Annotated in this window: 19 protein-coding genes; 6 read left to right on the top strand and 13 right to left on the bottom strand. The window is 43.5% G+C overall.

Annotated elements, in window-relative coordinates; genetic code table 11:
- Positions 1 to 9: 9 nt before the first annotated feature.
- The 5 genes from yqfB to VEZ01S_RS04845 all read right to left on the bottom strand — a co-directional run bounded on the left by yqfB (position 10) and on the right by VEZ01S_RS04845 (position 5,061).
- Positions 10 to 321 (bottom strand): N(4)-acetylcytidine aminohydrolase, encoded by a 312-nt coding sequence (gene yqfB, locus VEZ01S_RS04865; protein WP_174371945.1) that lies wholly within the window; start codon positions 319 to 321, stop codon positions 10 to 12.
- A 100-nt stretch (positions 322 to 421) separates the two neighbouring features.
- Positions 422 to 1,993, bottom strand: a complete 1,572-nt coding sequence (locus tag VEZ01S_RS04860) for a BCCT family transporter (RefSeq protein ID WP_021712893.1) — start codon at positions 1,991 to 1,993, stop codon at positions 422 to 424.
- A gap of 108 nt (positions 1,994 to 2,101) precedes the next feature.
- Positions 2,102 to 3,391 carry a TRAP transporter large permease gene (locus VEZ01S_RS04855; RefSeq protein ID WP_021712892.1) on the bottom strand — a complete coding sequence of 430 codons (1,290 nt, stop codon included), beginning with the start codon at positions 3,389 to 3,391 and terminating at the stop codon, positions 2,102 to 2,104.
- Positions 3,388 to 3,912, bottom strand: a complete 525-nt coding sequence (locus VEZ01S_RS04850) for a TRAP transporter small permease subunit (RefSeq protein ID WP_021712891.1) — start codon at positions 3,910 to 3,912, stop codon at positions 3,388 to 3,390. The genes VEZ01S_RS04855 and VEZ01S_RS04850 overlap by 4 nt, the downstream gene beginning before the upstream one ends.
- Before the next feature lie 93 nt (positions 3,913 to 4,005).
- Positions 4,006 to 5,061, bottom strand: coding sequence for a TRAP transporter substrate-binding protein (locus tag VEZ01S_RS04845; protein WP_235868488.1), 1,056 nt, complete (start codon positions 5,059 to 5,061; stop codon positions 4,006 to 4,008).
- Positions 5,062 to 5,332: 271 nt separating this feature from the next.
- Between VEZ01S_RS04845 and VEZ01S_RS04840 the strand changes: the two genes are divergently transcribed.
- On the top strand, positions 5,333 to 6,019 hold the full coding sequence (locus VEZ01S_RS04840) for a DUF2982 domain-containing protein (RefSeq protein ID WP_235868486.1): 687 nt from the start codon (positions 5,333 to 5,335) through the stop codon (positions 6,017 to 6,019).
- 55 nt (positions 6,020 to 6,074) lie between these two features.
- Here VEZ01S_RS04840 and VEZ01S_RS04835 read toward each other — a convergent pair whose 3' ends face one another.
- The 5 genes from VEZ01S_RS04835 to gyrA form a co-directional block, all read right to left on the bottom strand.
- Entirely contained in the window at positions 6,075 to 6,725 is a 651-nt protein-coding gene (locus VEZ01S_RS04835) for an MBL fold metallo-hydrolase (protein WP_021712888.1), read from the bottom strand.
- 67 nt (positions 6,726 to 6,792) lie between these two features.
- The gene (gene mepK / locus VEZ01S_RS04830) at positions 6,793 to 7,356 is read right to left on the bottom strand and encodes a peptidoglycan L,D-endopeptidase MepK (protein WP_021712887.1); all 564 of its coding nucleotides are present in this window, start codon (positions 7,354 to 7,356) and stop codon (positions 6,793 to 6,795) included.
- Between the two features lie 83 nt (positions 7,357 to 7,439).
- On the bottom strand, positions 7,440 to 9,020 hold the full coding sequence (locus tag VEZ01S_RS04825; RefSeq protein ID WP_040890148.1) for a L,D-transpeptidase family protein: 1,581 nt from the start codon (positions 9,018 to 9,020) through the stop codon (positions 7,440 to 7,442).
- 144 nt (positions 9,021 to 9,164) lie between these two features.
- Positions 9,165 to 9,761 (bottom strand): GTP cyclohydrolase II, encoded by a 597-nt coding sequence (locus tag VEZ01S_RS04820; protein ID WP_021712885.1) that lies wholly within the window; start codon positions 9,759 to 9,761, stop codon positions 9,165 to 9,167.
- A 350-nt stretch (positions 9,762 to 10,111) separates the two neighbouring features.
- Positions 10,112 to 12,760: a DNA topoisomerase (ATP-hydrolyzing) subunit A gene (gyrA, locus tag VEZ01S_RS04815; RefSeq protein WP_021712884.1), complete on the bottom strand. Its 2,649-nt coding sequence runs from the start codon at positions 12,758 to 12,760 to the stop codon at positions 10,112 to 10,114.
- A gap of 285 nt (positions 12,761 to 13,045) precedes the next feature.
- Here gyrA and ubiG point away from each other — a divergent pair, with 285 nt between their 5' ends.
- From ubiG to yfaE, 4 genes are all read left to right on the top strand, one after another.
- The gene (gene ubiG, locus VEZ01S_RS04810; RefSeq protein WP_040890146.1) at positions 13,046 to 13,756 is read left to right on the top strand and encodes a bifunctional 2-polyprenyl-6-hydroxyphenol methylase/3-demethylubiquinol 3-O-methyltransferase UbiG; all 711 of its coding nucleotides are present in this window, start codon (positions 13,046 to 13,048) and stop codon (positions 13,754 to 13,756) included.
- A 519-nt stretch (positions 13,757 to 14,275) separates the two neighbouring features.
- Positions 14,276 to 16,558 (top strand): class 1a ribonucleoside-diphosphate reductase subunit alpha, encoded by a 2,283-nt coding sequence (gene nrdA / locus VEZ01S_RS04805; protein WP_021712882.1) that lies wholly within the window; start codon positions 14,276 to 14,278, stop codon positions 16,556 to 16,558.
- Positions 16,559 to 16,627: 69 nt separating this feature from the next.
- Positions 16,628 to 17,761, top strand: a complete 1,134-nt coding sequence (gene nrdB / locus VEZ01S_RS04800; RefSeq protein ID WP_021712881.1) for a class Ia ribonucleoside-diphosphate reductase subunit beta — start codon at positions 16,628 to 16,630, stop codon at positions 17,759 to 17,761.
- 31 nt (positions 17,762 to 17,792) lie between these two features.
- Entirely contained in the window at positions 17,793 to 18,074 is a 282-nt protein-coding gene (gene yfaE, locus VEZ01S_RS04795; protein ID WP_021712880.1) for a class I ribonucleotide reductase maintenance protein YfaE, read from the top strand.
- A gap of 182 nt (positions 18,075 to 18,256) precedes the next feature.
- On the opposite strand, the gene VEZ01S_RS04790 is transcribed toward yfaE, so the two are convergent.
- A complete protein-coding gene (locus VEZ01S_RS04790) occupies positions 18,257 to 18,592 on the bottom strand; it encodes a hypothetical protein (RefSeq protein WP_021712879.1) in 336 nt (111 codons plus the stop codon).
- Between the two features lie 216 nt (positions 18,593 to 18,808).
- Positions 18,809 to 20,080, bottom strand: coding sequence for a molybdopterin-binding protein (locus tag VEZ01S_RS04785; RefSeq protein WP_021712878.1), 1,272 nt, complete (start codon positions 20,078 to 20,080; stop codon positions 18,809 to 18,811).
- Positions 20,081 to 20,264: 184 nt separating this feature from the next.
- On the opposite strand from VEZ01S_RS04785, the gene VEZ01S_RS04780 reads away from it, so the two are divergent.
- The gene (locus VEZ01S_RS04780) at positions 20,265 to 21,155 is read left to right on the top strand and encodes a DUF3943 domain-containing protein (RefSeq protein ID WP_021712877.1); all 891 of its coding nucleotides are present in this window, start codon (positions 20,265 to 20,267) and stop codon (positions 21,153 to 21,155) included.
- Between the two features lie 97 nt (positions 21,156 to 21,252).
- Here the strand turns inward: VEZ01S_RS04780 and VEZ01S_RS04775 are convergent, their stop codons facing one another.
- Positions 21,253 to 23,541: an acyl-CoA dehydrogenase gene (locus VEZ01S_RS04775; RefSeq protein WP_021712876.1), complete on the bottom strand. Its 2,289-nt coding sequence runs from the start codon at positions 23,539 to 23,541 to the stop codon at positions 21,253 to 21,255.
- Positions 23,542 to 23,557: the final 16 nt, after the last annotated feature.

Raw genomic sequence — 23,557 nt, 5'->3', positions numbered from 1 at the left:
CTTGTTTTCTTAACCTGTAATCGCAGTGACTTTTTGATAGCGGATCACAAACAACTTGCTGATATTTGGATAAATATCAGCAATGACCAATTTAAGCTCCTGTAATGTCATGTTCTCTTGTGAGGCATGAAATTCACTCAGTTCGTCAAAGACTATCGGCGTCACCGAAAGAATGCGTAACTGACAAAACCAGCGATCCTCTTCATAGGTTGCTACCTCTACGATAGAGCCTGGTGCGAAGTCACACTCATTTTCATCACGTATGGTGATGGTTTTCTTTCCCGATAAAATATCGGCTTCAAAGCGCTCAAAAAACGTCATTTTAGTGAGACTCATTGTTCTTCCTTTATCAAACGAAAAAGGACCTGAAAATTCAGGTCCTTAAATTATTATCTATTCAATGCTGAACGGATGTATAGGCTTAACGCTCTTCTGTCGCCATACCCATCAACAAACTCACACACATAGCAAGTAAGATGAAGGTAAACGGCAACGCAGTAGAAATAGCACCTGCTTGCAATGCTTGAACGGCTTGAGAGCCACCCACCCAAAGCATAGCAACGGCAATAGCACCTTCCATGAACGCCCAGAATACACGTTGTGGAATCGGTGCATCCACTTTACCACCCGCGGTGATACTGTCGATAACCAATGAACCTGAGTCTGAAGAGGTGACGAAGAACACCATGACCAATACGATACCAATGATAGAAAGTACGTTTGCCATTGGCATAGCATCAAACATTTCAAACATCGCTAAAGAAACGTCAGTTAGACCTTTACTGCCTAAAATACCCACATTGTTGATCACTTGGTCAATCGCCAAACCGCCAAATGTAGACATCCAAATAAGCGTCACAGTAGTCGGTACAATCAATACTGCTGTCATAAATTCACGAACAGTACGACCTTTAGATACGCGAGCGATAAACATACCTACGAATGGGGACCATGAAATCCACCAAGCCCAGTAGAATACAGTCCAACCTTGGAACCATGCTTCGTCTTCACGACCGTGCGGGTTACTCAGTGGAATAATATGCTCAACGTAAGAAAGGAAAGTCGTCGAAATGCTGCTAAAGGTAACGTGATAACCAATCAACATAACAAACACTAATAACACAAGTGCAATCAGCATGTTGATGTTCGAGATAACTTTCACACCACCGTCAATACCACGCACCACCGAAATGATCGCCAGTAAGGTCACAAAACTGATGACGCCGATTTGTAAGCCGAGACCTGCATCTAAACCGAATACATGGTGAATACCACTGGCCGCTTGTTGTGCACCTAAACCTAACGAAGTGGCTAAACCAAACAAGGTAGCCAATACTGCTAAGATATCAACAATGTGACCCGGCCAACCCCATGCTCTGTCCCCTAAAATAGGGTAAAAGATCGAACGAATCGATAGCGGTAAGCCTTTGTTGTACGTAAAGAATGCTAATGATAATGCCACTACTGCATAGATAGCCCATGGGTGTAATCCCCAGTGGTACATCGTAGCACCTAAAGCGAGCTTAGCGGCTTCTGGTGAATTCGCAACAACATTCAGTGGTGTCTCGTACCAACCAGTGTAATAAGCAACAGGCTCCGCAACACTCCAAAACATCAAGCCAATACCCATACCTGCCGCAAATAGCATCGCTATCCATGACATCATAGAGTATTCCGCTTTTGCGTCTTTCCCGCCAAGACGAATCTTACCGTAAGGCGAAACAATCAAAGCTAGGCAGAAAATAACAAAGATGTTACCTGCCCAAATGAACAACGCATCGAAAGAGTGGATAATTTGCCATTTTAGTCCATCAAGCGCGGACTTTGCAGTCTCCGGATCAAGGAACACCATAGCAAGAAGAAAAAGAATTGTTAGGCCGGCACTAACGGAAAAGACCGCATTGTGTACATCGAACCCCCATTTTTGGACATTATCTTGTCCAATTTGATAATCAGTACTATCGATACTGTATTTATCAATACCCTTGGTCATTTGACCTCCTTTTAGGTACAAAAAGCGTACCAAACACAATTACTTCATGTAATTAACTTACAATTATAACGTATTCGAATAATTAATTCGATATATCAAGAAATTAACTTACATCGATAGTCCGTAGAGACCAGGAAACAGCAAAAGGCTCGCTAGCACCACAATTTGTATTCCAATAAACGGCATCACACCTGAATAAATATCCCGAGTGGTCACCTCTTTTGGTGCGACACCTTTAAGATAGAATAAACTGAAGCCAAATGGCGGAGTTAAGAATGACGTCTGTAAATTCATCGCAACCAAAATGGCAAACCACACCATATTGATCCCTAACAACTCGGCCACAGGCGCAATCATCGGCACGATAATAAAGCAGATTTCAACAAAATCGATAAAAAAGCCCAGTATCAAAATCACCAGCATAACCAGAAATAAAAAGCCCCATTTCTCGCCAGGCAATGCCAATAGCCACTCTTCAACTAAATAGTCGCCGCCCGTATAGGTAAAGGCCATAGAGAAAGCCGTAGCGCCGAGCAAAATAGCAAAAACCATCGCGGTCACTTTAATGGTTTCTTTTGCAGACTCATACAGCAGTGTCCAGCTGAACTGACGATAAAGCAGTGCCAGCACAATCGCACCCGCCCCACCTAAGGCCGCAGACTCTGTTGGCGTTGCCACCCCTGCAAAAATAGAACCCAGTACCACCACGATCAAGGCCAAAGGCGGGATGATGGCCTTTAACGCCGCAACGATCTCTTCTTTACGGCTTTGGTCGTCTAATTTTGGGATAGATTGTGCAGATTCAGGCTTAAAATATGCATAAATTGCAATATAGAGAACATAGGCGATCACCAACACTAAACCGGGCCAAATAGCCGCTTGGAAAAGATCACCAACAGGCACACCTAACACATCTCCTAACAAAATAAGCACGATGGATGGTGGAATGATTTGCCCTAAAGTGCCCGATGCACAGATAGTGCCACAAGCTAATTTCTTATCGTAATTATACTTAAGCATCACAGGCAATGAGATAAGCCCCATCGCGACCACCGATGCACCTACTACACCCGTAGAGGCGGCCAATAATGCGCCCACCAGCACTGTTGATATGGCAATGCCACCTCGAATGCCGCCAAACAGTCGGCCCATGGCTTCAAGCAGTTGCTCAGCAAGGCGCGTTTTTTGCAAAACTAACCCCATAAAGATAAACAAAGGGACCGCCATCAAAACCGTATTTTGCATAATAGATTCGATGCGATATGGCATAAAGGCGAACATGTCCCACCCTTCAGACCAAACCCCAAAAATTAACGCAATCCCCCCAAAGGTAAAAGCCACCGGAAAGCCAAGCAGCAATGCAAATAAAGCGACCGCAAACATAATAATCCCTATCATGCTTCTTCCTTACTTTTTGAATCTGAGTGGAGTAATTGATTTAACGATTTACACAGCAAACCTATGCCACTAATGGCAATAAAAGAAAATGAGAGAGGAATCACCGCTTTAATCACCCAGCGATAAGGCAGCCCTCCTGGGTCGCCCGAAGTTTCACCGATATCATAGGCCTGATAGGCAAAGTCTATGCCATACCATGCCACTAAAAGGCTAAAGGGGAGTAACCAACATAAGGTGCCAAAAATATCGATGATCGCTTGTACTTTCGCTGAGAAACGTTCATAGAAAATATCCACACGAACGTGTCCACCGGTTTTAATCGCGTAGGGTACGCCAAGTAAGAACACCGCTGAGAACAAATGCCATTCCAGTTCTTGAAAGGCAATAGAGACATCGTTAAACACGTAGCGCATCACGACATCGTATACAACATTTGCCACTAAAAGCAGAAACAACACACTGGTAACATGCCCAAGTGTGTTGCTTATTCTGTTGCAAATTCCTTCTAATAACGTCAGCAATTGACCTCCCTGTCAGCTGAAACTTTTATCCTGTGTCGGTGCCCTATTACATCCTTATTAGGATGCAATAGAACAACGTCACTCGCTCTTAGTCTATTTTGCAGTAGAGCTGTTTAAATACGCTCGTTTAGAGATGTCAGTCCAAGACCGCGTCTGCTCTAAATATTGCGCTTGAGACATTTGTATTTTCTTCGCCATTTCGTCTTTGGCAGCATGCTCTGCAAGCAAGCGATCATTGACTTTACGAAGCTCTGTCATCACTGCTGGTGGGAAATTTTTAACCTGAACATCGGGGTATTCTGTTCGAATACTTGCCCAGTTTTTACCACTTTCATGAGTAGATTGAATGTACATGTCGTAGGCTGCGGTGCGCATCGCTACGCGTAAGATTTCTTGTAAATCCGCTGGTAGCTTGTCCCACACACGTTTGTTCACCATAAACTGCAGTTCCGTTGCAGGCTCATGCCAACCGGTATAGTAGTACGGTGCTATTTTATGAAAGCCCATACGCAAATCCAGTGATGGTCCAACCCACTCCAGTGCGTCAATGGTTTTTCTTTCTAGTGCGGTATACAATTCGCCCGGTGCAATATTGGTCGGCTTGGCACCCAGCTCTGCAAGAACCTCACCAGCAAAACCAGGAATACGCATTTTAAGACCCTTTAGATCCTCAACGCTGTTGATCTCTTTTTGAAACCAGCCACCCATTTGCACATCAGTGTTACCTCCGGGGAAAGACAACATATTGTGAGGAGAATAAACTTGCTCCATCAGCTCCATGCCACCACCGTGATAAAACCATGCGTATTGCTCTTCTGCCGTCATCCCAAAAGGCATAGTAGTGAAATACAATGTATTCGGCACTTTTCCTTTCCAGTAATAAGATGCGGAATGCCCCATGTCATACTGACCTGATTTCACCATATCAAATACGCCAAAAGGAGCTTTATGTTTGTTCGATGAATCAATTCGGATCTGCAGACGTCCATTCGACATTTTTTCAGCCATAGCAGCCATGTTTTTTGTCGTATCACCAAAAATAGGAAAGTTCGGTCCCCACGTTTCAGCCAATTTTAATCGATACACTTTATCTGCAGCGCTGGCGCTGGCGATACTCGCTACACCAATAAGTATTGCTAAACTGCGCATGCACGCCTTTGCCCACTTCGACTTAACTACCATCTTACTTGCTCCTTGCACGGTCACGTTGATTATAAAATCGACGAAAGTGGGCGCAAATGCAATATAATTGATAAATATTTGTTAAATTTGTGTGTTATTCGATCTTCTTTGAATGTCCTTTACACGTTTTCATACCATTTCTAGCAAGTGAACAATCTTTTTAGCAAGTGAACGATGTATCCGGTTGGGCTGTTATACCGATAACACTCAGTCAGTGAACAGAAATAGCTCAGAGTTAATGAAAAGACTAACGTTGGATTCTATGCCCTCTTTACAGCTCACAAATCAAAAGTTCATCCTAGGAATAATCGGCCAGCGTATTGTTCTGCTGTGTGTCGCCTTATTTACTGTGTGCGTCGCCCAAAGCGCGCATAACTTACAAGGTCAATTCGCTATCATTTTGATTGGCTGTGTTCTATCTCTAACCATTCGTCATCTTTATCAGCGTAGCGTAGTGCGTTACACCCTCACAGATAGCCACTTTCAGCAACACACTGCAAAAGGAGGCTGGGTTATCCAGTGGCATAATGTGGCGCAAATTGGGATCTGCCAGAGCCATACCCCCACCGAACGCAATGACTTACCATGGATTGGTGTTCGCCTTAAAGATCCTGTGCCTTTTGTTAAAAGCGTCTGCCCTAGGCTTATCTCGCAATTACTATTAGAGCAGAGAGCCCTGCTTTATTTAGGTGCGATGGAAACAGGAGATGAATCTTCGTTTCAAGAGCAAGTATTAGATTCTCGCTCCATTTTAAGTAAGGACAATCAATTATTTACGGGATTACAAGCGGGTATGTTACGTCGGATGCAGTATCAAAGAGCGTATTGGGGTTACGATATATTCATTGCCAGCGCCGATTTAGAGCGTGATGCAGAAGAGTTTGTGGGGCTACTAAGGCAATATTGGGCTAATTCATATCGTTAAATTAGTCAGTACCGCATAGAGCAGCTTGGGGGTATCGACACCCCCAAGATCTCATTTAAATTGGCATTTCATCCGCCACAAATGGGTTGCTCACACGCTCAGAGCCAAAGGTCGACTCTGGGCCATGGCCTGGCACAAAGCGAGTTTCATTACCCAGTGGCCACAACTTACTTTTGATTGAATCAATCAAAGTCGCATAGTCGCCTTTAGGGAAATCGGTTCGACCTACGCCGCCCTTAAATAATACGTCCCCTACAAACGCCACTTTTGCACTTTCGCTGTGCAGTACAACATGACCTGGTGTGTGACCAGGTGTATGTAACACTGACAGAGTTTGATTGCCAAAAGTGACCGTGTCACCCTCGTTCAGCCACTTGCTAGGTTCAAAGGCTTCCGTTAGAGGGAAACCAAACATCTGACTTTGTCCTTCAAGACCTTGTAACCAAAAGTTGTCGTCTTTATGGGGTCCCCAGATAGGTTGATTCAGCGCTCTAGCAAGATCTTCACTGCCACCAACGTGATCTAAATGCCCGTGAGTCAACAGCAGTTTTTCTACCTGTACATTCAGCTCTTCTATCATCATAAGAAGTTGTTTTACGTCACCACCGGGATCGATAACAACGCCCTTTTGAGTCTCATCACACCATACGATGGAACAATTTTGCTGAAATGAGGTTACTGGAACAACTTGATACTGCAAAGCCATGAAAAACCTTTTAAATTATTAGATAAACCTAGCGAGAATATGACAGTTTCTAAGCGCAAACTCAAGCCTAGCCATGCCAAGAACGTACAGCACCCGTATCAATATGCACAAAACGGCTTCCCGGATAATAACCCACACCACCCGCTTTCATCTGCAACGCGGCTTTATGTACCTTGGCAATATCAATGCCAGATAATCGAATATCAATCGCTCTGCCTTGCATGTGTAAACTCTTGCGCGCAACCCCCTTGTGTCCGTGTGCGCGTAAAGATTCGTTGGTAGCAGGTGAACGATAACCCGAAATAATCTGCACTTCGGCATCCGTCGCGAGCAGACGCTGAATCTCGCTAATTTGCACCAACAATCGGCGATCCATAGGATGAATTTCATTGCGGCGAAAATCACGACAGATATGGTTCACCTTGTCCAGTTCAGTATTGACGAAATTCTTCCCATCAAAATAGCAGGTTTGAAGGTGCTCTCCGGTATGAAGATTATTAAAGTTGATGATTTTTGGGGATTGCGTTGAGGCCAGTGCAAACCTAGGCATACTCATTAACGCTGCTACACCCGCCGAATATTGTAAAAAGCGACGACGGTTTAAATTTAACTCTACCACTACACATTCCATACTAATAAAAACAGTCGCACACTTTACAGATTGATCAAAAATTAATCAATCATGCGTGTGGTTTTATAGTAGGGAATAAGATTTCACTTCTGTTTTAGTGCTAAATCTGCGCGATTGGCTTTCGCATCGTAACCATAGACATCTTCACGGAAAAACACACGTCCAGACTCAACCCAGGAAGTTTTATAGATCAAATGCACCGGAAGACGGCGTTTTAACGGGATTCGAGCATTAGACTGCTGTCCTTGTGGAGAGATATTGCGCTTTTTAAATCCTTGTGTTTTCGAAATGGAGTGCGCAAATTTATCCGCATGCTGCACTCGAATACAGCCAGAGCTAAACGCTCGAGACGATTTATCAAACAGATATTTTGCCGGAGTATCGTGCAAGTAAATGGCTCTTTGATTAGGGGTATTAAACTTATATACGCCCAGAGCGTTCGCTTGTCCTGACAATTGGCGCATACGAAACGGGAATTTTTTCGCATTAACTTTGCGCCATTGTATCGCCCCATGATCAATTATGACCGGATTCCCCCAGCCTTTAATGACTTGAATTCCTTTTTTATTCAGGTAACCCGGGTTGTAACGTAAGATAGGAATAATGTCTTCACGCATTATTTTTGGCGGTACATTCCAAGTGGGGTTAAGCACTAAAGAGTCCATTTTGATCTCCAACAACGGCGTCTTTCTTTGCTGTTTCCCTACAATCACCTTCGATGAAAACACCACTTTGTTGTTAAAATAATAGTGAAGTTCAAAGCTAGGTAGATTCACCAACACGAGGGCTTTTCGCTGAACCGGCCACAAGTGACTGCGCTCGGCATTCAGGGCTAAACGACGGATTCGCTCTTCAATCGGATAGTTAAGCCACTTAGCTGTATCGGGACCAATCACGCCATCAGCTTTCAACCCATGCTGCCGCTGAAAGCGCTTCACTACGCCCCTCAATTCTTTTCCATACCATGTTTGCTGTAAAATGGGATCGGGAACCACCAAGCCAGCCATTGCTAAGCGGCTGAACAACACTTGTCTATCCGGTAGTGTATCTCCGACTCGCACTAACTGCTCAGGATACGGTGCGATATCGTCTCTCAATTTACTTTTCAGCATTTGAATCGAGTACTGATATTCTTGATAAACGCTTAACGCAACCCCCATCCCCTCTAAATATGGCGTCAGAGTTCCATTCGCAACAGAAAGCTGCAACCTTTCGACCACATCCGGAGGAGGTTCGGCCCAGTTATCGGGCAAGCCATCACCATATAGCCAAGTGTATTTATTTTCTTTCAGCAATGCTCTGTAGCTTAAAAATGCCAACAATAAATCAGTGGCTGCTAAATCGTATTGATAATGCTGCTCAGTGATCCGTAAGTGTTGTAAATGTTGAAAACGCTGATTAAAAAACGGACTAATATCAGCAAGCACTACATTTTCAATTAGATTTTCAAAGAGTTGTCTGTCTTGTGATTGTAGCCAGATAAGTTGGTGACGATTGGAACGATACAGTGCTTCAGTGAGATGGGGATAGCGAAAGGCTTGCTCGATAGGCACGGATGAGTTGACCCAACCTAAAGTATGGAACATGCTTTGTGAATATGTAGGGGTTGAAAAGGTGCAGCAGGCAACCAAAATTGACCACAACACCCTTTTTCGACTTAACATGCGTTGCCACTCAATCAACTCGATGCATTAAGTATGGCAAACAACCGCTGTTTTCTCGAACAATTAAACCAATTAGCCATTCACAGCGAGACAAATAGAGGATTCATTCTCGTGATATTGTCGCAAAAATCGTTCAGCCTCAGGCTACAGATCCAAATTATGCTTACCATGGGAAGCTTTGGCTTTTAAGTAGCCTTCGTTGCCATGTTTCACATGCGCCATGGTATTGATCACTTCATCGATGATGATGCCGTATTCTTTCAGCTCACGGATCTTCTTAGGGTTGTTTGTCACTAATCGAATGTGTTTAATACCCAATGCCTCTAACATTTGTGCAGCCTCTTCAAAACTGCGCAGGTCGTCGGCAAAGCCTAATTTATTATTCGCTTCGTATGTATTTAAGCCTTCACTTTGTAGCTGATAAGCGTCGATTTTATTGTATAAACCGATACCACGCCCCTCTTGACGAAGATAAAGCAAAATCCCGCCTTGTTCAGACATGCGATTGATGGTTTCGTCGAGTTGCTCGCCGCAATCACAACGTGAAGAATGGAACACGTCGCCCGTCAAACACTCAGAATGCATTCGAACAATCGGTGCTGTTTGGTTTTTGTCAGCAGATTTAAAGATGATAGCAACATGTTCTTTATCACTTTTTAAACCATGAAAAGACAGAAGCTCAGCATTAATATTGCTTTTTACTCCAACTTTAAAGTTCACGCGGGCTCTTACATCTGCCATAAAGTACTCTCTATTAATCATATATTGATTGAACTGAACAAAGGCTAATACCACCCCTAGTCACTGACGGCTTATTCTAGCGAATTGAAATGCAGAATAATGACCTACTGACTGGCTTTCCTTCACTTGTTCACATCACTTAATTAGGTGGTTGAACTCATTATGAAACTAATATTGGGGTAAAAGCACTCTTTTCAAGCCTTTGACCTACATCAATTTTATTTTATTTTTCATCTACGAAAATTAACGTGCTATAGGGTTTTGGAGCGTTCAAACATAAAAAAACCCAACAGTTGCAAAGCGCCTGTTGGGTTCTATTTACTGGCATATTAACTAAGCCAGTCTAAGATTTACTCTTGCTCGTCATCTACGTCAGAGTCATCGACATCCGTAGAAGTTTCGTCAGAGTGAGGCGCATCAGAAAGCGTAGCATTGGTGTCTTCACCTTCTACCCCTTCTTCAATTTCGCTCTCTTCGATTTCATCGATGCGTTGTAACGCAACCACGTTTTCACCTTCAACGGTACGAATCAGAGTCACACCTTGGGTGTTACGACCCACTTGGCTCACTTCTGATACGCGACTACGCACTAGCGTACCGCCATCAGTGATCACCATGAACTCATCACCGTCTTCCGTTTGCACTGCGCCGACGACGCTACCATTACGATCAGAGACCTTAATAGAGACAACGCCTTGAGTCGCACGGCTCTTCGCTGGATACTCAGACAAAATAGTACGTTTACCGTAACCATTTTCAGTAATGGTTAAGATATCGCCGTCATTTTGCGGAACAATCAGTGACACCACTTGGTCTTCGTTAAGTAACTTAATACCACGAACACCCGCCGCTGTACGACCCATACCACGAACTTGCTCTTCGTTGAATCGAACCACTTTACCGGCTTTAGAGAACAACATGATGTCACTGTTGCCGTCAGTAATATCGACGCCAATCAATGAATCTTCATCACGCAAGTTAACGGCAATCAAACCATTACTACGTACGTTCGAGAACTGGTCTAGAGACGTTTTCTTAACCGTACCGTCTGCGGTTGCCATGAAGATGAATTTATCTTCACTAAACTCAGAAACAGGTAGGATTGCAGTAATACGCTCACCATCTTCAAGAGGCAGAATATTAATAATTGGTTTACCACGCGCGGTGCGGCTCGCCAATGGCAATTGGTACACTTTCAAGCGGTACGTTTTACCACGAGTAGAGAAACACAAGATGTTGTCATGCGTGTTCGCAACCAATAGACGATCGATGTAATCTTCATCTTTCATCTTAGTCGCACTCTTACCACGGCCACCACGACGTTGCGCTTCATAGTCGCTTAGGATTTGGTACTTAACATAGCCTTCGTGAGAAAGCGTGACAACTACGTCTTCTTGAGCAATCAGCTCTTCCATGTCGATATCGTGAATAGCCGCAGTAATTTCTGTGCGACGCTCATCACCATAACCTTCACGGATAGCGTGTAGTTCTTCTACGATCACTTCCATCAAGCGTTCAGTGCTTGCAAGGATGTGCATCAACTCTGCGATTTCATCTAACAGAGCCTTGTATTCATCAAGGATTTTTTCGTGCTCTAGACCGGTCAATTTTTGTAGACGAAGATCTAGAATCGCTTGTGCTTGTTGTTCAGTTAGGTGGTATTGACCATCACGAATACCAAACTGCTCTTCTAGCCACTCTGGACGTGCAGCGTCAGTACCAGCGCGCTCAAGCATAGTGGCAACTAGACCTAAGTCCCAACCACGAGCCACTAAGCCTGCTTTTGCTTCAGCCGGTGTTGCAGCATGGCGAATCAATTCGATGATTTCATCGATGTTAGCCAGTGCCAGTGCCAAACCTTCAAGGATATGAGCACGGTCACGCGCTTTGCGCAGTTCAAAAATAGTACGGCGAGTAACCACTTCACGACGGTGATCAACAAACGCTTTCAACATTTCTTTTAGGTTGAAGTGTTTAGGCTGGCCTTTATCAAGGGCAACCATGTTGATACCAAAGGTCGTTTGCAGCTGTGTATGGGCGTAAAGGTTATTAAGTACCACCTCGCCCACTGCATCACGCTTACATTCAATCACGATACGCATGCCGTCTTTATCCGACTCATCACGTAGCGCACTGATGCCTTCTACTTTTTTGTCTTTTACTAGCTCGGCGATTTTTTCAATCAAACGAGCTTTGTTAACCTGATATGGGATCTCAGTAACAATGATGGTTTCTTTGCCTTTGCTATCTGCTTCAATATCAGCTTTAGCACGCATGTAAACCTTACCACGACCCGTATTGTACGCATCAATGATGCCCTTACGGCCACTGATGGTTGCCGCTGTTGGGAAGTCAGGGCCTGGGATGTAATCCATCAACTGGTCAATGGTAATGTCTTCATTTTTAATGAAGGCCAAACAACCATCGATAACCTCAGTAAGGTTATGCGGTGGAATATTGGTTGCCATACCTACCGCAATACCTGATGAACCATTCACTAATAAGTTAGGTACACGTGTCGGTAATACCGCTGGAATTTGTTCAGTGCCATCATAGTTAGGCACGTAATCCACAGTCTCTTTCTCAAGGTCGGCTAGCAACTCATGAGCAATTTTCGACATACGTACTTCGGTGTAACGCATTGCCGCAGCAGAGTCACCATCGATAGAACCAAAGTTACCTTGGCCATCAGCTAACATGTAACGCAATGCAAACGGCTGCGCCATACGAACGATAGTATCGTATACAGCACTATCACCGTGTGGGTGATATTTACCAATTACATCACCAACGACACGCGCTGATTTTTTGTAAGGTTTGTTCCAATCATTGCCCAATACATTCATCGCAAATAAAACGCGTCGGTGTACGGGTTTCAAACCATCGCGAACATCTGGCAATGCTCGACCTACGATGACGGACATTGCATAGTCAAGGTACGAGCCTCGCAGCTCGTCTTCAATATTTACCGGTGTGATCTCTTTCGCTAGATCGCTCATAGAGCCATTATCCCTCTATTGTTAGATCGTCTTTTCGATTCCTAATAAGAACAAAAAATATAACACAATTTTCGCAGTTTCTGCATTACTTTCATTATCTGTTAGCCCTGATGTGATGCAGGTTAGCAACTAGATGCGCATTATTTACACTATCGATAGAATTTGGCTTAAAAAACAGTCAGTTCTTCTGTGGAACACCTACACACATCTCATCATGATTAAGGCAAATGCATTCCCTCGATATATCAGGTTATAATAAAGAAAATTATCAATCGCGTAATGAATATGGAACAAGGTAAAAACGTCGATCCGGCCGAAATAAAAAAATTTGCCGATATGGCTAGCCGATGGTGGGATAAAGAAGGCGAATTTAAGCCGCTTCACCAAATCAATCCCCTGCGCTTGCGTTATGTTCAAGACACTGTCGGTGGGTTGTTTGGTAAAAAAGTATTAGATGTCGGTTGTGGTGGTGGCATATTAGCAGAGAGTATGGCACTAGAGGGAGCGACCGTGACAGGCTTAGACATGGGACGTGAACCTCTTGAGGTAGCACGTTTACACGCCTTAGAAACTGGAGCGAAACTTGAGTATATTCGCACCACGGTAGAAGAACATGCTGCAAACTGCGCCGAACAATACGATGTAGTGACCTGTATGGAAATGATAGAGCACGTTCCTGACCCTCAGTCGGTCATCTCTTCATGCGCCACCCTCGTTAAACCTGGTGGGTTTGTTTTATTCTCAACGCTCAACCGTAATTTCAAATCGTATTTGTTCGCCATTGTCGGCGCAGAGAAAGTGCTGAAGCTTTTGCCACAAGGCACGCACGACTACAATAAGTTTCTAAAGCCGTGCGAATTAATCAAAATGGTCGATCACACCCGTTTGCAAGCTAAAGGGATCACAGGGCTGAGTTACAATCCCCTATTTGATCGTTACTCTTTAGGTAAAAACGTTGATATTAACTACATCGTAAGCACGCAAAAATCACTCTAGCTCTACGGCTATAAGTAATCGCTCACAGCTCACCTTAAATGACCTCTTTGATGACGATAAAATCATCAAAGAGGTCATTTTGTTTCTCCACCGTTTAAAACTTAAACAACGCAAATGAATGTGCGAATATGCAACGTTTCTCGCTTTTTTTTGCTTAAGTTCGCAGCACGAAACAGATCCATTTCTTTGATAAAGATCAAGTAAATTTTTTTTCATGGCGTTCGATTTTAACGCATTGAGCATGCACCAAAAACGCTAAGCCAATTTCACTTTATACTCATCGGTAAGTAACCGCTAACCCATAATTTTTCATCCACTGTTTATCCACAACGCTAATTTAAAGTCTAACTTGAAAATTTGTCTCTAGCGCACTATCTTGTAAGTCGCTAAGGGATACACCCCTATATGTAGTGGTTCCACTTCATATAAGAGGTGGATGTAGATCACAAAATCATCAATTATTTCCATCAATGTTAAAAAGCTTGGCTTAGCGCATTGATGTTATGGATATCAAACCGAATGAATCAAAAACTTACCGTCACCAAACGTCATGGGCGCAAAGAAACGATTGATCTTGAAAAGATCCATCGAGTGATTACTTGGGCAGCTGAAGGCTTAGATAATGTCTCTGTCTCTCAAGTCGAGCTTAAATCTCAAATTCAATTCTATGACGGGATTACGACCTCTGATATCCATGAGACGATGATCAAAGCGGCCGCCGATCTTATCTCTGAAGAAACACCTGATTATCAATATCTAGCGGCGCGTTTATCGGTATTCCACCTACGTAAAAAAGCCTACGGCCAATATGAGCCACCCACGCTGTTTGATCACGTAAGCAAAATGGTGGATGCGGGCAAATACGATAAGCATTTATTAGAAGATTACACTCGTGAAGAGTTAGAGGTGATGGACTCGTTCATCGACCACAGACGTGACCTTAACTTTTCTTACGCTGCCGTTAAGCAGTTAGAAGGCAAATACTTTGTACAAAACCGCGTTTCTAAAGAAATTTATGAAAGTGCGCAGTTTTTATATATTTTGGTCTCCGCATGCCTATTTTCTAAATACCCAAGAGAGACCCGTTTAGATTACATTCGTCGTTTTTATGATGCGGTATCTCTATTTAAAATTTCACTACCAACGCCAATTATGGCTGGCGTGCGTACCCCTACTCGTCAATTTAGCTCTTGTGTACTGATTGAATGTGGCGACAGCTTAGATTCAATTAACGCGACTGCAAGCTCGATTGTTCGCTACGTGTCACAACGTGCTGGTATTGGTATCAATGCTGGACGCATCCGCGCTCTAGGCTCAGAAATCCGTAATGGTGAAGCCTTCCATACGGGTTGTATCCCGTTTTATAAATACTTCCAAACCGCCGTCAAATGTTGTTCACAAGGTGGCGTACGTGGCGGCGCAGCAACGGTCTTCTACCCACTATGGCACGGTGAAGTACAAAACCTGCTGGTATTAAAAAACAACCGTGGCGTTGAAGAAAACCGTGTTCGTCATATGGACTACGGCGTACAGCTAAACAAACTGATGTATTCTCGCCTTATTAGCGGCGGCAATATCACGCTATTCTCACCATCTGATGTTCCTGGGCTATACGATGCCTTCTTTGAAGATCAAGATGAGTTTGAGCGTCTATATACCCAATACGAAAACGATCCAAGCATTAAGCAAGAACAAGTTAAAGCGGTTGAGCTATTTAGCATCTTGATGCAAGAGCGCGCTTCGACAGGCCGTATCTATATTCAAAACGTCGACCACTGTAATACGCACAGTCCGTTTGATTCTAAAGTCGCGCCTGTTCGTCAATCTAACTTATGTTTAGAGATTGCACTACCGACCAAACCATTGGCGAATGTTGAAGATGAAAACGGTGAGATTGCCCTTTGTACGTTATCGGCGTTTAACTTAGGTGCCATTGATAGCCTTGACGATCTTGCAGAGCTTTCTGATTTGGTGATTCGCGCGCTGGATGCCCTACTGGATTATCAAGACTACCCACTTCCTGCGGCGCGCATTTCTACCATGAACCGACGCACCTTAGGTGTCGGCGTAATTAACTACGCATACTACTTAGCCAAAAACGGCGCTAAGTATTCTGACGGTTCAGGTAACGCGTTAACCCACAGAACCTTTGAAGCAATTCAATACCACTTGCTAAAAGCCTCGGTTGACTTGGCTAAAGAGCAAGGCGCTTGCCCATCATTCCATGAGACTACGTACTCAAAAGGTATTTTACCGATTGATACTTACAAGAGCTCACTGGATCAAGTGTGTGATGAACCACTGCACTACGATTGGGAAACATTACGTCAAGAGATCAAACAGCACGGTCTACGTAACTCAACCTTGACGGCGTTAATGCCTTCAGAGACCTCTTCGCAAATCTCGAACGCAACCAACGGTATTGAACCACCACGCGGTTATGTGTCGGTAAAAGCGTCAAAAGACGGCATCTTAAAGCAAGTTGTACCTGAATTTACCAAGTACAAAGACAACTATGAATTGCTATGGGATATTCCAAGCAACGACGGTTATCTAAATCTCGTTGGCATCATGCAGAAATTTGTCGACCAATCGATTTCAGCCAATACCAACTACGATCCAAACAATTACGACAGTGGTAAAGTACCGATGAAATTGTTACTTCGTGATCTGTTAAATGCCTACAAGATGGGTGTAAAAACACTCTACTATCACAACACGCGTGATGGTGCGAAAGACGACCAAAAAGATGTGGTTGTGGAACAAGATGATGACTGCGCAGGCGGCGGTTGTAAGATTTAATATTTAAGCTGAAGGGGCGAACATTCGCCCCTACTTTGCTGTTTAACTTATGGAATAATCGAGGCAAGTATGTCCTATAGTACCTTTACTCAAAACAAAAATGATCAGCTTAAAGAACCTATGTTTTTGGGCCAACCTGTCAACGTAGCGCGCTACGATCAACAAAAATTTGAGATTTTTGAAAAGCTGATTGAAAAGCAATTGAGCTTTTTCTGGCGTCCTGAAGAAGTGGACGTTTCGAGTGACCGTATCGACTACAACAAGTTACCTGATCATGAAAAGCACATTTTTATCAGTAACTTAAAATACCAAACCCTACTCGATTCTATCCAAGGTCGTAGCCCGAACGTGGCATTGCTACCGCTAGTTTCACTACCAGAAGTTGAAACTTGGATTGAAACTTGGTCATTCTCTGAGACAATTCACTCACGCTCTTACACGCATATTATCCGTAATATCGTAAACGACCCATCAACGGTTTTTGATGATATCGTTGAAAACGAACATATTTTAAAGCGTGCTAAAGACATTGCGCACTACTATGACGACCTGATTGAAGCAACGAACGATTACCATCGCTACGGCGAAGGTGCTCATCAAATTAACGGTGAAACCGTGACGGTTGATCTGCATACGCTGAAAAAGAAACTGTACCTGTGTCTAATGTCAGTCAATGCACTAGAAGCCATTCGCTTTTATGTGAGCTTTGCTTGCTCATTTGCTTTTGCTGAGCGTGAGCTTATGGAAGGTAACGCAAAAATCATTAAACTGATTGCCCGTGATGAAGCATTGCATTTGTCTGGTACTCAGCACATGGTCAACTTACTGCGTAATGGCCAAGACGACTTTAGCTTCATGCAAATTGCCGAAGAATGTAAGCAAGAGTGCTTCGATCTCTTTAAAGCGGCCGCCGAGCAAGAAAAAGAATGGGCAGAATACCTATTTAAAGATGGCTCTATGATTGGTCTTAACAAAGACATTCTTTGTCAATACGTGGAATACATTACCAATATCCGTATGCAAGCCGTGGGTTTAGATGCCGCTTACCCAGGTGCGACCAACAACCCAATCCCATGGATTAATGCATGGTTGTCTTCTGACAATGTTCAAGTTGCCCCTCAAGAAGCTGAAATCAGCTCTTACCTAGTAGGACAAATTGACAACGAAGTGTCTGCGGACGATTTTGAGAATTTTGAGCTGTAAACACTGTAATTGAGATACGACAGGCAGAGTAATGCATAAGGTTACCATCAATAAAGTCACAAAATTAGTCAACTCTAGAAACACTACCCTTTTAGAGGCGATGGAAACATCGGGCTTAAAGCCAGAGTTTAACTGTAGAGACGGTCACTGTGGCGCTTGTCGCTGCACCCTAAGCTCCGGTGAAGTTGAATACATTGGCTTTGCTATGGCCTACTTAAAAAGTGATGAGATTTTACCTTGTATTTGCAGAGCAAAATCGGATGTTCAGCTTGATAATGTCATTGTTCATAAAGAAATACGCTCTGCGTCTTAATATGGTTGCTTAACAGCAAAACCGATAAAAGCGCCCTTAACATCCACTGTTAAGGGCGCTTTTTATTGTTTACGATGTTTAATAGCGGAACGTTGACGCGATTCATCATCGGTACGATACGCTAAGAGAAGGTAAAGGAATCACCTTTTCGTAAAGTGAATATCTATAATAGGTTATTGATGTCACTCAGAAGTGACAGGGATCCATCGATACAAAGCTTCTGAGTGTTCAAAGCGATTTCGACTTTGCCTTAGCATCCAATGGTGACTGCCTAGGATATGCTCAGCATCGGATTCACACACATCTTTACGCCCAATAAGGTGCCCATCATCATCGTATAACTTGAGTCGATAATTGGCACTTTGCATTGGCTCCTTATTCAGTTTAGCCCGATTTAGAACAGAGACATTACGCCACATACCAAACAGATTAACTAAGTCGTAGTTCTCAACTTCCCCTAGCAACACCTGATCTGTACCCGCTTTATACCAAACCTCAATTCTAGATTGATTATGCATAACTCCCCTCCCTGACAGTGCATATAAGCGTGTTTATAAAAACGAACCACCATTATAAGCTCAGTTGCATAGACAGGAAGTAGTGGAATATTCTAAAGTTAAAATCACGTTAAATGACGATAAAAATCAATAACTTAAACCTTAGAACAAAACGTTATAATAGAATGACTGTTCCTATTGGCCAAATTTGAAACTCATTTAACATTGCGATAAATGTCACAGTTTTTTTATGCTGGACGCGACTCTGGTCACATTTCCATAGTTTGCAAATCGCTCTTTTGACTCTAAGTGACGGCGTAGCATATCGATGGCAATAGCAGAAATCACTACACTTCTTGCCTTCTGACTATAATCTCTTTTAAAATCAATTGTTTGAGATAATATATTACACTGATCTTCCAGTGTAATTTGAACACCACCACTGGGCATATCTAAAATAAGCAGCCCATGTCCGCCCACTCTCTCAAAAGAGTACTGACTGTATCGCTGCTCCAACATCTGCTGTGAGTCCTGATTAGGAGCCTCACTTGCACGGTGCGCTACATTGACAGAATTCACCACCACTTGTTGCGCAGTAGCGGCCTTTGCCAGCCATTGATGTAAATAGCCATGAGTCGAATGATCAAAGATATTAAGATGACATTGACGCTGCTTAAGTAATGCCAATGTCTTGTCTCTAATATCCATATTAATCGATACGATATTGGCCTGTAGATCGTGCTCTACGCGATGTAAAAACTGTTCAACTTGCGGATCAAGTTCCGAGTAAAACACCTTAACTTCAATAAACGGCAGTGCAGAACGATAACCCATGGTCACCTTTGCAGGTCGATCGAGTAGTTCAATTTGATTTGCAATACCCGACTCCGAAAGACCAAACGTATAAATGCGATGAATTTGTTTTTGTTCAACACCATTAAAGCGAGCTAACATGTCAGGAACAATCTGCTGATTGACCATCGATTTAAATTCATGTGGTACTCCTGGGGTAAAATAACAAAGCGCCCCATTAATTTCACAGCGAAAGCCGCAAGCCGTTCCCCGTGGATTGTCCAAAAGTGTGCTGCCTTTAGGTAACATCGCCTGTTTGATATTGGACTCAGGCATAGGTCTTTGCCACTGTGCAAACATCTGTTTGATTCTCTCGACCCACTCATCATGCAGCTCTAATCCTACACCCGCACAATGCGCTGCCGCTTCTGCTGTCATATCGTCACTGGTTGGCCCCAAACCGCCGTTAACAATAACGATGTCATGCTCCAGAGCAAGCGCTGATAAACTGTGTGAAATCGCTTGTAACGAATCCCCAACCGTCGTTCGTGTGGTCATTTGAAAGCCATGCTCAAATAAGTATGACGACAACCAACTGGCATTAGTATCGACAATATCGCCAAACAACACCTCTTCTCCGGTGCTCAACATTGCAATGCGTGGCACGCTAGCGTCCGATTGCTGTGATAATGGGTATTCTTCAAGTGTCTTCATCATTATTTTTCACTCAGCTTGTGTCTGGATTCAACTCTCTTAGGTTGCATTATTGTTAATAATAAGTTCCATCAATACATTGCTTGATGAGTCGAAATGCAACTTAATGTTAAGTTATTGTTTTATTTAACCTTAAAATAAGAGATAATTGTGAAACAGATCGAATTAATTTGCATGGAGCATTTGGGTGCAACTTAAACAGTTTGCTACATCGTTACTCACACTATTGAGCAGTGCCGCTTATGCCGAATACGACACAAGCCGCCACATCGAACTCTCTTATGAATCAAGTTGTAATAATGCATACCAATATTGTATGAGGGAACATACAAATCATTATGCTATGTCATTGGATCACCATGAGTTAACGCTAGACAATCCAGCAAACTCATATCCAATGCACTATACCATATCCGATACTAGAGATTGGGATTACCTCGCTGAACAAACCTACACCATATTAGGCTTAAGCGTTGTAACTGTTGGACTCATGACTCTACTTCCAGAAAGTATTACTAAGTGGGATGAAGATGATAGAGATCTGGCTCGTTTAGGAGACAAGTGGGTTCAAAACGTCAAAGATGGGCCTGTTTGGGATAGAGATGAGCATGTCTTAAATTACATTATGCACCCTTACTTTGGTGGCGTGTATTACACAGCGGCCAGACACGCCGGCTTTAATGAATTTGAATCCTTTGCCTACTCTTTTACTATGTCTACGTTCTTTTGGGAATATGGTGTTGAAGCGTTCGCCGAAGTCCCCTCTTGGCAAGATATTTTCGTCACTCCTGTATTTGGTGCCGTTGTCGGTGAACTCATGTTACAAGGAGAGCAAAGCATTCTTGCCAGCGGAGGCAAAGTATTGGGTTCTGAAACGATGGGTGGGATCTCTTTGTTCTTTTTAAACCCAGTCGGCAAGATCCACTATTGGATAACCGATGCTTGGGGTGGAGACGCAAACGCACAATTTGTCACTAACCCTTGGTTTGGCTATCAAGATGCCGCGGTGTTTGCCCTCGATGCTGGAGCGCCTTACGATCGTCAATTTATTGGTATGCAGATGACATTGACTTTCTAGTTCCCACTGTAGACTAGAGCGCTGGTGAGTGCTTGATTTTCACGCAAAATAAAACCCCGTAAACTTTCCGTTTACGGGGTTTATTGTTACCGTCTAATTAAGCGGCGTCGTCGTCAACAGGACGAATACCGGATTGTCTTTGGGTTCGCACCTCAGCAAAGTCATGACTGAAATGGTCGACCTGTATGGCTCGGTAACGCAGTTTATCCGCCTCAAGCACTTTATTGACCTCTTCTTGCGATAAGATCCCGAGCATCTTAGCCATACTGAGCTTCTCTTGTAGTGACTGCTTCTTATCGATTTTCTTCTCTTTAATCGCTTCGGTGATCTTTTTCTCTATGGGCGCAACCGATAACATAGCATCAAAGGCTCGCTCCATAATCCCAACCGCATCGTCTTCTTTATCACTGACATAACACAGTTTCGTCAAACGCTCACGATGCTCCCCTTGCTCCATCAGTAACTTAGCGACTTGTAAGGTACGTTCATCACTCGGTGGCACAAAACGGTTACCAAGCGGGAAGACTAGTGCTTTCATCGCATATTTTGCCCAACTGACGGGGAAATTATCGTACGCTTCTTGCAGAGATTTTGCGCCTTGATATAAACAGTGCTCAACAGCGTATTGTAACAAAGGCAAATCTTTTTCTTGCTGACCTTCATCCTGATAACGTTTCAATGCTGCCGAAGCCAAATACAAGTAGCTGAGTAAATCCCCTAGTCGAGCCGAAATAAGCTCTTTTCTTTTTAACTCACCACCAAGCGTTAACATCGCAAAATCCGAGCTCACAGCCAACGCACGACTTAAACGAGTCATATCCTTGTAATAGGATTTGGTTTTACCTGACACCGGCGCGGAGATAAACGCTGAAGCGGTTAACGCAGCACTCAATGCTCCTAGGCTGTTTTTGGTTGCATGAGCAATGTGTTTAAACAATAAAGAATCAAACTTAGCCGATGCACTTTCAATATCACTGTCAGAAGCCAGCTCCATCTCACTGAGCACATAAGGGTGACAACGTGTTGCCCCTTGACCAAAAATCATTAAATTTCGGGTAAGAATATTGGCGCCTTCAACGGTAATGGCAACCGGAATACCGCTATAAGGGTGTGACAGATAATTCATTGGACCTTGTTGAATCGCACGCCCAGAATGAATATCCATAGCATCATTTAAAATGGTCCGTCCCATTTCTGTCATATGGTATTTGGCAATCGCAGTGACGATTCCCGGTTTCTCACCACTATCTAATGCGGTCGTAGTCAAGGTTCGACTTGCTTCAAGAAGGTAAGTCAATCCGCCAATACGGCCCAAACTTTCACCGACGCCTTCAAAGCGTCCAATAGACAAACCAAACTGTTTACGCACTAATGAATATGCACCAGTGGTCTTTGCCGTCAAATGTCCGACAGCGGTTCCAAGTGCAGGTAACGAAATACCGCGCCCTGCTGACAAGCATTCCACGAGCATGCGCCATCCCTTGCCCGCGTAATCTGCGCCGCCAATTAGCCAGTCCATTGGAATAAATACATCTTTACCACGAGTCGGACCGTTCATAAAAGCCAAGCCCAAAGGATCGTGACGTTCGCCATTTTCAACACCAGCATGAGAGGTTGGAATCAATGCACAAGTGATACCAAGATCGGTGCCTTTACTGAGTAGGTTTTCTGGATCTTTTAGTTTAAAGGCAAGACCGAGCACTGTTGCCACAGGCGCCAAGGTAATGTAGCGTTTGTTCCAACTTAGGTTGATACCAAGTACTTTCTGTCCTTCATGTTCGCCGTAACACACGTATCCAGTATCAGGAATCGCGCCAGCATCAGAACCCGCTTCTGGCCCTGTTAGTGCAAAACATGGGATCTCATCACCCACGGCAAGTCTTGGAAGCCAATATGACTTTTGTTCATCTGTTCCATAATGGGATAACAGTTCGCCCGGTCCCAGAGAGTTTGGCACCATGACAGTAACCGCAGCGCTAATACTGCGAGAAGCAATTTTGGTCACTACCGTTGAATTCGCTAAAGAAGAAAATTCTCGTCCGCCGTACTGCTTGGAAATCATTAACGAAAAGAAGCGTTCTTTTTTTAAATAATCCCAGACAGGTTTTGGTAAATCTCGGTCCTTTTGCACAATTTGATAGTCATCAATCATGTCTAATAAGGTTTCAACCTGATGATCAATAAAATCTTGTTCTTCAGCAGTTAAAGTGGGCTTTGGGTAGGCATGCAGCTTATTCCAATCAGGTGCACCTGAAAATAAATCACCTTCCCACCAAACACTACCGGCCTCCATGGCTTCACGTTCAGTATCAGACAATGGTGGCAGCACTTTCTTAAACATTTTAAATGCTGGGTCACTTACCCATTTTCTTCTGTAAGAAGTCATATCCTTTCCCTTCTAT

It is taken from the genome of Vibrio ezurae NBRC 102218 (assembly GCF_000467185.1).
GTDB classification, from domain to species: Bacteria; Pseudomonadota; Gammaproteobacteria; order Enterobacterales; family Vibrionaceae; genus Vibrio; species Vibrio ezurae.
The sequence above is the reverse complement of the archived record's forward strand: the minus strand, read 5'-3'. Positions and strand labels throughout refer to the sequence as shown.